This window comes from Flavobacterium sp. CF108, from assembly GCF_900129795.1.
Classification (GTDB): domain Bacteria; phylum Bacteroidota; class Bacteroidia; order Flavobacteriales; family Flavobacteriaceae; genus Flavobacterium.
This window is the reverse complement of sequence record NZ_FQWW01000009.1, coordinates 38,269-53,429: the sequence shown is the minus strand read 5'-3', so window position 1 is coordinate 53,429 and position 15,161 is coordinate 38,269. Positions and strand designations below refer to the sequence as shown.

The following is a 15,161-nucleotide window of genomic DNA, read 5'->3' as shown; positions in this document are numbered from 1 at the left end:
ATTTGCCAGTTTTGGCATTCGTCTCAAGCTTTTTTATTTGGTGTCACCCGGTTTCTTTGGTGTTCTCTTAGTAACAGGTGTTTTTTTGATAACAGGTTTAGTTACCTTTTTGGTAATAGGAGATTTGGTTATTTTTTGTTTGTTAACCAAAACCCTTTTTTTGATACTTCCATCTTTAGAAAAACGATTTTGTTCTATCTTAATAAAATTACCATTGGTAGGTTTATAAAAATAGAATTCTGCTTTTTTAGCATATTTGGTAAATAGTTCTTCAAAATCAGAAAGTTTTACATTTCTGGTTGTATCAATGTGAATCATGTATTTGCTCACTTTTGATTCGTTATGAATTTTTGTTCTTAAATTCATAAACAATACCAGCTCATCGTTTGTGTCTGTGTAATTTTCCAGATAATACGACTGCATAGTAGTATTTACATAGTTACCACTGGTCCAGTCGCCGCCAATATAAATTTCATTATAATTATCGTCTATTCTAACAATTTCCTGAGCAATGTTTAATAGTTCTTCGGCAACAGTTGTGTCCTCATTTTGCTGATTATTATAAATTACCGGAATAGTGTAATAGTCGTCGAAAATTTTCGGAAATCTTATAAACGATTTGGTTTCTTCATGGAATCGTAGCTGGCTTCTTAAATATTCGAATTTATCCCAATCGTCATTAAAGCGTCCAAAATCATCATCGTCCTTGTTGATAGGATCGTAATAAGCATGGATTTTTTTATAAATTTCTGCTTTATGCGAATTCATGATGGCGCAGGTTATTTTATTTGAAGAATAAACTTTACCGTTTTTGGTCACTCCGTTTTGTGTAAATGTATACGTTGGAGCATTTCTTGAAAGTGTAATATCTTGAACTTCAAATTCAAAAGTGTCTTTTTCAAGACGCATGATTCTAAGTTTTTTCTCTTCTTCAATAAAATCAAATAAAAGACCGGTAGGGAATCGATTATTGAGTGTTTCCATTACCACGTGCAAACGACGGGCAAGAAGCTGATCTAACGGAATATCTATTAAAACTCTGTCTGTAATTAAATTAACGCCATTTATGGTATATTTTTTTACACTTAGTTTGTAATGAGTTGGCAAATCAACTTTGTCGCTTCTGCTTCCTCTTAAACTTCTTGATAAATTATTGATATATCGTAAGGAGCTAATCCACGGGTATAAACAGCCCATAATGGTGCAGCATCCTAATCCGCTGTCTGGATTTATTTTTCCATCAATAGCAAAATCGGTTATCAAAGTAGTGCCTGATTTTAGCAGTAATAAAGTACCTCCTTTTTTAACTCCGGCTTTATGTTCGAAAGAATAATTAGTGTTGAATAAGATTTTTAAATCGGCGGCATTTTCAACAACATCCATAATATAAAAATCAAAATCCAGCCCAAATTCTATTCTTTTTGCGATTAAAAATGCTTTTACATCATCAACGCTGTCGTTTAGATAGCCTTCAATTCGGTAAAAATCATGATCGTCTATGCAAAAACTCAACGGAGTTTTGATGTAATCGCTGTTGAGTAAATTTGTGGTATGATAACTAAAATTGGCTTGATGATTATAAAGAGTGCTTTTTTCAAAATCCCAGGCATGCAGTAAGTTATCATCAACATTATAGTAATACGGAACTGATTTTGCACCCAGTTTACCTATTGTTTTGGATGGTGTAATTTTAACGCTGTTTGCATTTACCAGATAATTATCTAAAATGCCTTTAAGTCTTCTAACTAAAGAGTCAAAATTGCTAAATGTTTTATTCTGGTCTAAAGCAGACGCTTTATAAAACTGGTGTCTGTAATTTTTATATCGATTATTTTCTTCTACAAGTCCTAATAATAAATGTTTTGGAAATGAACCTATCGGCGGATTACACTCTGATTTTAGCTGTAAAAAAAGATCTTTCAGTTCTTTGTAAGTTGCCACAATATCTTTTAATAAATCGTATCGATAATGAATATCTGCCGGAATATTGTTTGGGTCAATGGTAAAAAGCGTATTCAAGCGGGTGTTAATCGCAGCAAGCTGTGTTACATAACCAAAGGGAATAAGTACAGTAGCTAAATTGGCAAGTAATTCTGATTTAAACGAAACATCATTGACAACAGTATTAAAAAGCTGTTTGATTTTAGCAGCAGTTGAGGTATTATTGAATGTTGGGATTACTTTTTTTACGCCCAATTCTTCAAGCATACTGTATTTATCAAAAACATCGTATTTGCTGTAAAGAGGATCTCTCTGCGGCGTACTGGTTTTGCTAATAATAATATTAGCAGTTGCCTGGCTTACTACAAGTACACGTAAGTTAAAAACTTCTTCGCCGCCTTTGTTAGAACAATCAGTTTCATCGCATAAAGTAGCCTCTTTAGTATAATTTTCAAGGTATAGAAGAACAACATGATTTTTTAAATCAGGAAAACTAGTCAGCAGAGATTCACCGGTTTCTAAAGCGCCTGTTTTTTCAGGCAGTAATTCCCACATAGGTAACATTGCAGTACCGCTTTTAAAATGCGGATAATTACCTTTATCAATATCAAAAACTTTATAGCTTTTATAATCAATTTTTGGAATATCAATCGAAATCAATTTTTGTTTAAGGGCTGTTGCCAATGCTATATCAGCGGGAGTAGAAGGTTTTACGGATAATTTTATCAAATCACCATCAGTAGTAATTCCGTTTCCCTGAGTTATAGTTACGGTCGAGTAGCCGGGATTTGTCGAAACCTGAAAGCCGCAAACAATTCCTGTACCGGTAAGAAAGACTCTGCTTAATCGATTTTGGTCATCAAAATAATCAATAGTTTCGTTAAGCTGATAGTGTGTCAACACCTGATCTGCTACATAACTATGATATTGTCCTGTAATGGTGGTAAGTTTTGCTGCCATGACCTTGTATTTTTATATTGTTCCTAAATTTGTTCTTCCTAATACTATTTTCCCTGAAATATCTTCTTCTTCATCTATACAATTGTATAAGGTGCCGGTAGGATAAACAGAGTTTAATTTTGATAATGACTTGATGAATTTTGGTAAAGCATCTTGTTTGTTTTGCGTTTTATCCGTCAGGAATTTTTTGAAATCTGCCTCAAAATCGAGTAAGTCATTGTCTTTTGGGGTAATTTGATCCTTTCGATAACCAATCCAGCAGATTTTACCCAAAATGTGCGATGGGATTTCCTGTCGAATTACATCTTCGGCAAAATTTCTAAAATCAACATCGGCAAAACGATAGGTATATCCCGGTAAAACCACACTGATTTTAAACGAATACGGGTTGGGAATACAGCAACCATCTGAGCAGTCGTCTGCACATATAGGCATATAATAAGTTGCATCAATTACTTCGTTAGGGTTGGGAACCAGCAGAATATGTTCTACCAGAAAAACACCTTCGTCGCTAAATTCTTCCTTAAAGAAAATAAGTAAATCAAGCATTGCTATTTTTACTTCTTCTAATGTGAGATAGAGTTCATATTGACGTGCAATGATCCTGTCCGGATTGCTTATGTCATCTACAAATTCCGGGTTAACGATGTGAAACGAATATTTATGCGTATCTGATTCAATTACTTCAAAAGTGTTGATAACGGTATCTTTAAAAGCAATTCCGTTAGCTCTGTCTTCAAAAAGCTCTTCAAATGCCTGTTCAATTTGTTTTTCGCTGGTTTCGTAAATTTTCAGGATTGCGAAATACATTTCTTTAATCGCACTCAATTGATTTTCATAATCTTCGGTTGCGGTTAAAATGATTTCATTGGCACTGTTTCTAATTCTCCATCTAAAAAGATTAGGAGTTACGCCCGGACTCGGATCGTAAAGCTGTACAAACAAGCCAGAAATATCTTTTCTTTTAATTCCTCGTTTGCCCGTAACCGGATTTTTATCGCCTTTAATTCCTAACAAACCGGCAATTCGGTTTTCTAATCCGGTCACATTAAAAGTGTTCCATAAATTAGACACAGGCTGGTTGAAATAATTAAATGCACTGCCGCGTTTGCTGCTTATGGTATCGTAATTAATTAAAAAGTCAGATTTATTTTGGAGTACAATTTCATCAGAAGAAGCACCGTACAATGATTTCATCAGGAAAGCATATTCTGCAAATCGTTCTGCAAATCGAGCAATAAGATGATCTTTTATTTGGTTTTGTCTTTTAATAGAATCGTCGAGATCACTAAAAAGCAATTCGTCCAGTTTTTCTTCATTTGCAGCAAGATAGGTCTCGTTTACAATTTCATCAAAACCTGTCATATCAGCAATAGACTGAGTAAAATAAGTGTTTTCCAGATCACCGTTGATAGAAAGTAATTCTTTAACGGTGCTTAAATGTTTGAAATAACTCGCCAAAATTTGATCAAAAAACAGCAGATATCCTTTTAATTGTTTGGCTTTGGCTTTTCGTTCTTCACTGGCAGATTCTGAAAGTCCAATTTCGCCAATACCATAATTTTCGGGAAAATTGTTGGTGATACTGGTATAGAAATCAGATTCTGTAATTTTACCATGCGGTATTTGCAGTTCTTTGTTTTTAGCTGCATTTAGCTGTGAATAAGCAAGGTCTTCTTTTAACTCTTCCAGATATTTTTTTGCTTTTACTTTGTTGACTGTAACAGGTAAAACACCTTTGCTAAAGTTAAGCGTGCTTTTTTGACAAAGGCTAGGTTTTTTATTGGCCGGAATGCAAATATTCCAAACGCTTCCTTCTGTTTCTATGGCTTCGCAATTGTTTAAAGAGATGTCTTTGATTACGCTTACACCTTCTATATTCATAATAATCTGCATAATATCAGAAAGGCGGACTTCAGTTCTTAATGACGAATTTTCTAATTCTGCGGTATCAATAAAACCTCTTTCTAAAAGTGGGCCTTCAAAAATCTGGTCGCTTGAATAACCTTTATCAAACATTTCTGCTAATGAATAATAGGTAACGCCCGGTGACAGGTATTTTTCGAGTTCAAAAGTGATTAAGGCATGAATATATTCTTCATTTGCTTCTGGTTCAAGTTCGATCAAGGCACAAACAGCAATAGGCTGGATTTGTACTTCGCTCACTTCTAAAACATCTTCGCAAAGGTTTCTGTTTGCGTGAAATTTTTCGATTATTTTAGTTTTTAGCAGGTTTTTCTGTGCTATAGTAATTTCTTCAAAATCGACTAGTATGTTATAGTATCCTTTAATTTTAGTTTCTTTAATAAAAATATCCGGAGTGCCTGTAAAATCTTCTTTTTTAAGTGAAATTTTAGCCTCTTTGCAATTGATAAATAAATTTTTAGTCGTTTTTTGAAGCCAGCAGTTTTTGATGTTTGGATCAATGTCAATTAAAATTTTTCGGTAATCAAGAGCCGTAACAGCCTGCATGGGTAAAATTTCAGAGGCTGTAAAAAATTGTTCGTTAATTGGCGCAGTATTATTGCTTAACAAATCTTCGATAGGCAGATTGATTCTCATACCTAAATCGGTAATGGCATAACAAAGCACTTCCAGAATTGTAATTCCGGGATCGTGTGTATTATAGTCGGTCCAAAACTGGCTTCCTAACGATTCAATGTACTCGATTCCTTTTTTTCGAAGGAAGTCAAAACTCATGTCATCATTAGAACTGACGTTTTTTGGGATGCTGATATGTTGGTTTACAGTTGACATTCTTCTTGTGGTTCTATGGTTGTAACAGTACATTTTTTGACATCAGTGCTGATTATATGACTTTTTGCCGAAACTAAAATCGATTTTGGATTGGACGGAACGACAACTTTATCAGATAAAGCGCCATCTTTTAACAGCTTTACATCTTGCAGATAATCTACATAACCTAATTTTTCGATGTAATTAATGAGCACGCTAGAGTGAATAGAGACCCCAAATGTGATGGGAACATTTTTGTCGAGCGCCCAAGGCGATAAAAACTTAATAATATCGGCATTGAGTTCCTGCATGTAGAAATTTTCATCGAAACCCGGCTTGAATTTTACTTTTAAATCGACCTTAACTTCTTCATATTTTGGATTGATCACATAAGTAGTTACATGCATTGAGTTTAATTGATCAATATGATTTTTGACTTTGTTAAGCGTTGCTGTACTTACCCGCGGCTGGTAAATATCGAATACGTTTTTGTTTACCGTGTCCGGAATAACCACCAGCGTTACATTTCCCGGCGATTGATACGAACAGTCGCAAGTATGATTTAAGCATTTTACTTTGTACAATTCAGGAAACTTTTGCAGTACAATGTGTTCGTAATCCCACATGGTGACCGCTCTGTTTTTGTGTCGAAGCCGTTCGCTGATTCTTTTGTAATAATCTTTGTTAGCCTCTTCTGGTTTATAATCAAAACTGTTGTAAGGCTGCGTAACCGATTTTACATTGCTTAGTCTTTGAAGTAGTTTTGAAATGGTTCCGGCTTGTAATCCTGTGTTTAAATGTGCTAAATCATTGGCATTATCCTGGAAAGCAGCCAAAACTGCCTGCGAATGAATGCCAATTATTTTACAGACTACATCGTATTGTTTGTGCATTTTGGCTTTAAGCCAGATATAATTTTTAGGCAGTCTTGTATTATTTTGAGTAGCTTCTTTTGGTAAGCTGAATTTCAGGATTCCCGATTGTAATAAGTTGTCCGTTTCATTTAGTAAAATATCAGAATAGTTAAGAATACGCCATTCGTTATTGCCTAAAACAGACCATTCTATTTTTTGTTTTCCGGTAAAAGAGAGCGCTGTTGGATTTTCACTTCCTTCTAATACCTGAAAAAGTAATGTAATTTGCTGTAGTTCCTGTACATTTTGAAGACCAATAAACAATTCTCCGCCTTTGCAGTAAGTAGGAAGCAAATATGAATCTTCGCTTTCTACATAATCTAAAAGGGATTTTAGATAACTGTGTTCTTCTGCATATCCAAAAGGGTGAATTTGGAATAATTTTGCTTTGTTTTGAGTATAAATTCCTTCTAATGTTTCTGCTCCTGTTGCTGAAAATTTAGTTGTTTCAGAAGCAGTATAATTTAGCAGGAGACTTTCAACCAGCGGTGTATAAGGCTCATTTGGAATTACAACATTTTTACTTTTAACAGAAAGTGCCAAAGCGTAAATTTTAGGATATAAATCATGCAGGAATGACGTTGTTAATGTTAACCTTAATTGCCCGTTTTTATCCGTTATGTAATTGGTATTACTTATGTTAAAAGTTGTTTTAAACGGATTTGATGTTGTAAATAAGATGGCTGCTGCACCGTAATCCTGCCAGATATTATTGGATAAAATGGATGATCTATATTGAAAATAATTGTTAGAAGTTACGATTCCGCCAGCAGGTACAAAAGTAGTTCCATCAAAAACACTGGTTTTAAAATCATTTACGCTTATAGTATTTACAGATGAGGTTTTATAAGCTTTGTAATGTTCTACGAAATTGGCCGGAGTGTTTTTCCAAAGTATATCGACGTTTACATTTTCCCATTTTTTAGAAAAAGCCTCGTTGTATTTGATAAGGAAATTAGAACCCGCGACAGGCTGAGGTGAAAAAGCAAAAAATGGTTTTGCAGCGTTGATACTCCCGTTGTCGTTTTCTAAAACTGCACTTTTAATATTTTGAACATCAATGTTGATGATGATGTTTTCTAGTTTATTTTGAGCCAATGATTTGTATAAATCATATCCGTTGGTTTTTGTGATATCCAGATTGAATTTTGCAACAGGTAAATTTGTTGCAAATTCTTCGCCGTAAACTTTAGAATCATAACCTGTAATAGCGTCTGTATTTTCATCTAAAAGAAAAGCAATTTTCATCGTTTTTCCGCTGACAGAAGTAGTATAAGTACTGCCTGATTTTATGGTTAATGAGGATGAAATTTCGGCAACTTCCAGCCATTTTTTAGCTGTGGTTAACTGAATACTTAAACATTCTTTGATAATCGCAGTAGTTATAGCAGTAATGTTATTTTGAAAAGTAAAACTAATTTGAATGCTGCGTTTTCCTTCTGCTAAAGCCAGAATAGGGGAGGCAATGGCAAAACCAAAAGCGGCATTAGGTAATTCTGGCAAAACATTTGTTTTGTCGATATAACCAAAAGGCCACCATTGGGTGTTGTTTTTATCCGGAAATGCTTTGCCTAAACCATCGTAAGAATTAGCGATTGGGCTTGCTTTTATTTTTTTTGTATCAACATCGTTATAAATGTTTTTTAATGAAGAAACTACCGTTTTATTGGCAATTAATTCATTGTTTGAATAGTAGCTTCTAGGTTTGCCCAAAACATCTTTACCGCCGTCAAAACCGGTTTTGGTTTCAATTTTTTCCTGAATGGCATTTTTGGCCAATTCGAAAATAAGATATACTTTATCTGGAGTGGCGGGCAGTTTGTCAATATGTAAAATCTGGTTGTAATAAAAGTCCAGATGACGTTTCGTAAGGTTGTTGTATCTTTTTTTGCTGTTTTCTAAAAGCATTAAAAAAGTAAGGAACAAAGTTAAATGCGGCGTAATGGCATATTCTTTTTTATTTTCTGCAATTAAATCAGCCAGTTCTTTTTTAACACGGTCTAGTTTTAATTGATTTTCTATAGATGGTTTGTCGCCATTCCATTTAAAAAAATCAAAAAAAGGTTTCCAGTCGCCCGATGGTTTTTGGGGATTAGAGGTTTCAAAATAATTTACGTATTCAGAAAAATTATGGGCAAATAAAACCCAATCAGTCAGTTCAAAATCATTAAGACGAATGTTTTCAGGTTGTAACGCGTTGAGATAGCGTTGCTTTTGGTCGCTGCCATTAGAAGTCAAAACACTCAATATTGTATTACAATTACTCATCTTTTAACAATTTATAAATTGGTTCCTTCTTGTTGGTAAAATGGATAAACCATATTTATTCTCGAATTGGTAGCGCGTACTTTAAAATCAATTAGTACTAATAATTCGCCGCTCAAATCGTCGCCTTTTGTAATGTCAATTTTTTCAACGTCAATTCTGGGTTCGTGATACAGAATAGCCGTTTTAATCAATTCAGAAACAAACGTTTTTAAAGTTCGGTTCAATGGATTAAACAAGAGTTCATCCATATTACAGCCGTATTTGGGCTGCATAATGCGTTCGCCAATTTTAGTTGAAAGCAAAATCTCCAGGCTGCTTTTAATGTCGCTTTCATCCTTAAGCATTGTGACCTCTTTTGTACTTCCTTTAAATTCAGGAGGAAAACTCCATCCTGTGCCTAAAAAATCTTGTTCTGTTTCCATAACTAACCAATTAATACAGTTGGTAATCCGGCTACTATTGTACCGCCATGTGAGGTTGAGTCGCCCATGCGTGCGGCAGGTTTTCCTCCAATTAATACTGTTGATGAACCTGCAATAATGCTATCTGGCGGACCTGTACAAGTTGCCATGTCGCCAACACATGCGGCGGGCATTCCGCCAATTAAAACGGTTGGTGCGCCGGCAGGTAAAATTGGGCCGCCCACATGCGGAACAGTTCCGGTAACCATTGGGCAAACGTGCATATCTGCAATTCTGGCGGCTGGTGCTCCCATAATTTTAATTTATTTGTACAATACTTCCTTTTAAGATGGCAGTGGCTCCAGAGGACATTTCTACGCCAGCGCTTCCTTCTGCCTTAAATTGTGCGCTGGCATTTATGGAAACATTTGTGCCTTCGATTTTTACATCTCCGGTGGCTTTAAATTCAATATTTCCTGCACTTTCCATTTTTATGCCGTTGCTGTCGATCGTGATTACGTTTGAGTTTTCATCTTCAATTTTGATGATGCCCTGATCTTCATCGAGCGTTACTTTTTTTCCGGCCGGAGTTTCAATTGCAATTGATTTTTTCTCATCATCAAACAAAACTTTCATTTCGCTTCGGGTTACAATTCCTTTTTGATGATTGTCATCAGAAGCTGTAATTGGAGCCGGTTTTCCGCTGCTGTGAAGCATTCCTAAAACGATGGCATTATTTGGATCTTCGTTGACAAAACCAATGATTACCTCATCTTCAATTTCAGGCCTGAAAAAAACACCTCTTTTATCTCCCGCATCTGGCGAAGCTACGCGGCACCAAATGCCTTGTTCGTCATTATTGATGATGGGGATTTTGACCAGAATTCGGTCTTCACCGTTTGGATCTTCTTCGAGCTGTGTAACAATGCCAACATGTAGTCCTTTTATGACCGGAATAATTCCTGAGCCTGTTGGCGTATGAATGTCGAATGTTTCAGAAAACCATTCGGGATTTAATCCGAATTGTGCATCAATCGTCCAGTTTCCTTCAGCTAATTCGTGAAAAACACCAGTGATATAAGCATTTCCGTTGAATCGGTCGCCTACGCCTTCGAGCGTAATTATGGTATTCGGTTTTACTGCCGGAATGCCTTGAAACTTAACTCTTCCGCGAATTTTTGATAATTGCTGAAATAGTAATTTAGAATCGGCCCAATCCTGAAGTTCTACTTCGGTAATGGTTCCGCCGTGTCGCAATTCAAGATTTTCGTGATCGATAATTTTAGATAAATCAGAAACAGAAAGATTACCGTTCAGGCTCACGGCCGGATCGGCGGCTTCAATTTCTACTACTTCCTGATCGGTATAATTCCAGCTGTACGAAGACACTTTTGCAAATTGATTACGGGCATCAATTTCGGCATCAAAATCAAGTAAAGAAGAACCAAAAGTAACCGTTTCAACAGGCGATGAGCTAACGTTAGGTTTGCTGATCGTGATTTTTCCATTCTCGACAAAACAAAGTTTACCATTTGCCTGCGCTCTTGAAACGATAAAATCCCAATCTGACGTATTGTATTGGACCAATTCTTTGTGACTAAAATTGGTCGTTTCGACATCTTTATCTAATCCGTATGCATCAATAATTTCTTCGAAAGCTTCGCTGTCTTTTACATCATAAAAATACTTGCTCTTTCTGCCAATGGTCAATTTTACTGCTTCGTCTTTGCATTCAATAATTAATAAAGAAGCACTGCTTTTTATTTTGATCGAATGCTTGATGATGATTCCTTTATAAATAGTTTCTTCATCGTTGTGATAGCCGGCACTTATTTCAATTTTTTTTCCCGGAATTAGTAAATCTTCATTACTCAGTTTAAAATCTCTTTCAGAAGCTTCACCATCTACCAGAACAATTTGAGCCATAGGAATCCTGTTGACTTCATTTTGTACTACAACACTTTTTACTTGATAGGTGTTCGATAATTCTGTTCCTTCAATTAAAATTTTAAGTGTTACTAAATCAGGACTTTTACTGGTTTGTATGACTCCGCTATTGTTCATCAGGATTGTTTTTGTAATGGTGGAAAAAATAGTTTTTGTCCGGTTTTTAATTTTCTGAAATTGACAATGTTATTGACTCTGGCAACTTCCAGATAATACTTAGAGTCACCATAAATGTGATAAGACATTAAGGGCAGTGTATCGCCTTCCTTAACGGTTCTGTAATGTGTTAAATCGGGCGATTTATTATTCTCTTTTGCTGCTCTCAAATTGTCTTCAACAAAACCCTGAAATTTTGCTTTTGCCACTGCTCTTATTGGAGTTCCGTCTGGTTTAAAGAGTTTGAATTCTACATCCATTTCGGTCAAAGCACCTTTAAAGAGCAATGTACCCCAGGAAATAATGAGGTAATTGGGCTTGTGTTCGTCTCCATTGTAATCCAAAATAACTTTTTTGAATTTCTCAATGTCATCGATAATACCATCGTCTGAACTTGCAAAGCCGTTAATTACTCCCGATCGATCAAAAACAAAATCAAGCTCCAGGTTTTCAGGTAATTTTTTATTAAACCTTGGAGAAACGGTACTCGTTCCCGAGGCCTGTGTTTCATCTGTTTCAATTTTATAGTGATAGGTGTATTTCTCCGGATTCATAAGCGTAGAAAATTTACCATCAGCAATCTTGTTGTTGAATTCCGGGTCACTATAGGCGACGACTGTTAGTTTTTCTAATTCTCCTGGCATGACTTAGCGTTCTTTTTTACGTTCGATAATTTTCATTACTTGCTCTACACATTCTGCTACCGGATCTTCATCCTTGCTTTTTGCAGTACTTGGAGGAGCCGCAGATTTTGATCCTTCATTCACGTTTATTTTAATGTGAAGCTCTTTTATTTCTATTGGCATGACTAACTTTTAATTAAGGTGAAATAATTGTAGGTAAGCTCAACGTTTTCGATAACGAGTTTGCTTTCTTCGGCATTAAAATCTTCAACTGCCCATTTTACAGGGTAGGCGTGAACTACGTTCCAGGAAACCAAAGGCTGATGATCCTGATTAAGCAGTTTAACAGTCAGGTTTACAGGTTTAAAAGAAAAGTTTTCAATTGCATCCCGGCACCAGTCTATCACAGCAGAATCAATCAGAATTCCTCTTTTTAAAGTCAGGTTTGGATATTTTGTCTTTACCGGAAGTTTGTGTTTGAATCTATTTTCTCCACCTTCGGCAATTTCTTCGGTTTCGATGTCAACAGACAAACCGGAAACAGATTGAAATTGATGGTCTTTTTCTTTCGAACCAAGACCTTGAAATTCAACTAAAAAGTGAAAACCGACAGGTGGGTAATAGTTAGCCATGACTAGTCATTTTGAATAGATAAACCTTCGTGAACTAACTCCATAGATTCGATAGCAACTTCATTTCCATCGGCTTTTAAATCAGTTGATTGAATTTTAGTTGGCCATGCATTTTTTACTTTCCAGGTAATCACAGGTTCGTGATCTTCGTTAAGTAATTTGATGGTAATGTCCCTTCTTTCTATGGTGTTTAGTTTTACCGTATTCCACCAGGTATAATACTCGTTATCGCTTGCAAACGTTCCTCTTTTTAATGTGATGTTAGAGAATTTCTGCATGCCGGGCATTTTGATCTTGCTGTATTCGGGACTTGCTCCCTGACGGTATTCAATGACTTCAGTTTCTACATCTAATCCAGAAACTTCTGTAAACCCTATTTTTGTTCCTTTCCAGTCAACTGAGAAATGGAACTTTGGTAGTGGATAACTCATGATCTATATTTTTTTAATGTTGATATATTAATTAAGATTCCTGCATTTTGTGAGAGAAACGTAAAATGATAAATTCTGCTGGACGAACTACTGCCATTCCAATTTCGATGATCATTTTACCGTCTAAAATATCTACAGCCGACATGGTTTGCCCAAGCCCAATTCTAACATAAAATGCTTGTTCTGGTTTTGCCCCAGCTAATGCTCCGGCTCTCCATTGCAGAATTAAGAAATTCTCAATCATAGCTCTTACTCTTATCCAGGTATTGGCATCGTTAGGTTCAAAAACAAACTGTTCGGTTGCTTTTTTAATAGATTCCTCGGCCATATTAAAGAAGCGGCGAACTGGTATATAACGCCATTCGCTATCGTTACCAGCTAAGGTTCTTGATCCCCAAACCAAGGTTCCTTTGCCGGTAAAACTTCTGATAGCATTAATAGATTTACCTGCAGTAGTGTCAAAATTTAAGTTGTCCTGATCTCCATTTGTTATTTTCAGTGATGGTTTAATCACATAGTTTAGACCAACGTTAGCAGGTGCTTTCCATACGCCGCGATCACTATCTACTCTTGCATAGACTCCTGCTATTGCTGAACTAGGTGGTAATGTGATAGGAAGACCTGCGATTTCAGACTTAATGATGTTGTATGATGCATTTTCTAAAGGTTCAATGTCAGCTAGAAATCTGCCGTTCATTGCACCATTATTAACGTCTACTCCAGATACATTTACATTTGAAACTGCTGTGATTATGGCACCAACTTGTGTTGACATATTTAAAAATACATCGGGATTGATTACCAAGGCATTATTAGGTAATCCTAAAACCGGAGTGTAGTCTAATAGTCTTTTGACTTCGGTAATAATATTTGTAGCATTTGTTTTTACTAAGCTTAATACTTTTGCATTAGTATCGGCGTTTTTGAGTTTTGCAGTAAGATCAATTATCTTTTTTAAGACACTTTCAATTTTATTGTTACCTTCAAATCCGCCAACAAAAGCGGCTAGCGCTGTAACGATGTTATCATCTGCTGTAGATAGTTCTTCTACAGATGCAATCGCTGAATTGGCTGCATTTTTAACATTTTTCTTGATTTCAACCAAATTAGTCAATTGCGCAATCAAGGCATCTAATAAATCTGTAAAAGCAGGAATTGTTTTTGCTACAGTAAAATCAGCATTGGTATTGTTATAACCTGCAGGATCTTGGGTGTATTTTAAAATAGATGGAATAGCACCCACGATGTCGTCATTTGTCGCATCGGCATCAGCAGAATCACTTATAGTTCTTAAAGCAGCTATAACTGGAGTTAAAGCAGTACTGGCATCATTAAGCTCTCCAAGAGCAATAGGCACAGCATCTTTTTTATATGAAATATGATTAATTAATATGGATTTTTCATCATATTTATAATCCAGGATAGTTTTTAAATAGGGAAAATATACCGCTCCATATTTTAAATAATCTTTTTCCTGATTTAATTTAAATCTTATTTCATCTATTGGTGAAACAAGGTCGGTGTCGTCATTTTCATATTCTACATCTCGATAGGTGTCTATAATGGCAAATCGGTCCTGCATATCATGACATTGTGTTAATGCTTTTTTGTATAATTCATAAAAGTCATTGTCACTGGCTAATCCTGGAGCATCTGGAAATAGAATAAGAGTTGGTTCATCCTCACTTCTTAATAAATCAAGGCCGTCCTCTAAATCTGAAAAAGAGATTGTGTTTACATTGCTGTCTCCATCTTCGTAAGTGTTTACGGAAACAATATAACAAGGCCCGCCGCCATTTGCAAAATACATTTGTAATGCATAATACATTAAAAAAGTGCTGGGAGAACTAGGCTGGTTTACTACAATATCTCGTTGTAATTTACCGCCAATTTCTACATCGGTTATATTTACAGATATGGTTTTTTCGGGATAAGCTGAACCAAAATAGTTCTCATAATCAAGTAAAGAAGTGATTCTGGTAGGATCATTAATTAAATCACCTGCAGTTTTCTTTGTTGCTTTTTCGGTATAGCCAATAAAAGCAGGAATCGCTGTTTCTACCTGGGCAACAGAAGGAGGAAACTTTACGATTTCCTCAATATATACTCCAGGCGTTTTGTAAGTTGTTGCCATAATTGATTGTTTTTTAAT

The 15,161-nt window shown here is 35.7% G+C and carries 11 protein-coding genes; all 11 read right to left on the bottom strand.

What is annotated here, in order from left to right:
• Nucleotides 1–33 precede the first annotated feature (33 nt).
• From BUE10_RS21045 to BUE10_RS21000, 11 genes are read right to left on the bottom strand one after another with little or no spacing between them, the layout of a single operon-like run.
• Complete coding sequence (locus BUE10_RS21045) at nt 34–2,901, bottom strand: hypothetical protein (protein ID WP_073488736.1); 2,868 nt, start codon at nt 2,899–2,901, stop codon at nt 34–36.
• A gap of 12 nt (nt 2,902–2,913) precedes the next feature.
• Nucleotides 2,914–5,691 carry a hypothetical protein gene (locus BUE10_RS21040; protein ID WP_234984785.1) on the bottom strand — a complete coding sequence of 926 codons (2,778 nt, stop codon included), beginning with the start codon at nt 5,689–5,691 and terminating at the stop codon, nt 2,914–2,916.
• Nucleotides 5,646–8,819 (bottom strand): baseplate J/gp47 family protein, encoded by a 3,174-nt coding sequence (locus BUE10_RS21035; RefSeq protein WP_073488732.1) that lies wholly within the window; start codon nt 8,817–8,819, stop codon nt 5,646–5,648. Before BUE10_RS21035 ends, BUE10_RS21040 begins: the two co-directional genes overlap by 46 nt.
• Nucleotides 8,820–8,830: 11 nt before the next feature.
• Nucleotides 8,831–9,241, bottom strand: a complete 411-nt coding sequence (locus BUE10_RS21030; RefSeq protein WP_073488730.1) for a GPW/gp25 family protein — start codon at nt 9,239–9,241, stop codon at nt 8,831–8,833.
• Between the two features lie 2 nt (nt 9,242–9,243).
• Nucleotides 9,244–9,534 (bottom strand): PAAR domain-containing protein, encoded by a 291-nt coding sequence (locus BUE10_RS21025; protein ID WP_073488729.1) that lies wholly within the window; start codon nt 9,532–9,534, stop codon nt 9,244–9,246.
• A gap of 4 nt (nt 9,535–9,538) precedes the next feature.
• Complete coding sequence (vgrG, locus tag BUE10_RS21020; RefSeq protein ID WP_073488727.1) at nt 9,539–11,284, bottom strand: type VI secretion system tip protein VgrG; 1,746 nt, start codon at nt 11,282–11,284, stop codon at nt 9,539–9,541.
• Complete coding sequence (locus BUE10_RS21015) at nt 11,284–11,967, bottom strand: CIS tube protein (RefSeq protein ID WP_073488725.1); 684 nt, start codon at nt 11,965–11,967, stop codon at nt 11,284–11,286. The genes vgrG and BUE10_RS21015 overlap by 1 nt, the downstream gene beginning before the upstream one ends.
• A gap of 3 nt (nt 11,968–11,970) precedes the next feature.
• A complete protein-coding gene (locus BUE10_RS24145) occupies nt 11,971–12,129 on the bottom strand; it encodes a DUF5908 family protein (protein WP_177178061.1) in 159 nt (52 codons plus the stop codon).
• Nucleotides 12,130–12,131: 2 nt separating this feature from the next.
• Nucleotides 12,132–12,578 carry a phage tail protein gene (locus BUE10_RS21010; RefSeq protein ID WP_073488723.1) on the bottom strand — a complete coding sequence of 149 codons (447 nt, stop codon included), beginning with the start codon at nt 12,576–12,578 and terminating at the stop codon, nt 12,132–12,134.
• Between the two features lie 2 nt (nt 12,579–12,580).
• Nucleotides 12,581–13,009 (bottom strand): phage tail protein, encoded by a 429-nt coding sequence (locus tag BUE10_RS21005; protein WP_073488721.1) that lies wholly within the window; start codon nt 13,007–13,009, stop codon nt 12,581–12,583.
• Nucleotides 13,010–13,040: 31 nt separating this feature from the next.
• Nucleotides 13,041–15,143: a phage tail sheath C-terminal domain-containing protein gene (locus tag BUE10_RS21000; protein WP_073488719.1), complete on the bottom strand. Its 2,103-nt coding sequence runs from the start codon at nt 15,141–15,143 to the stop codon at nt 13,041–13,043.
• Between the last annotated feature and the right edge of the window lie 18 nt (nt 15,144–15,161).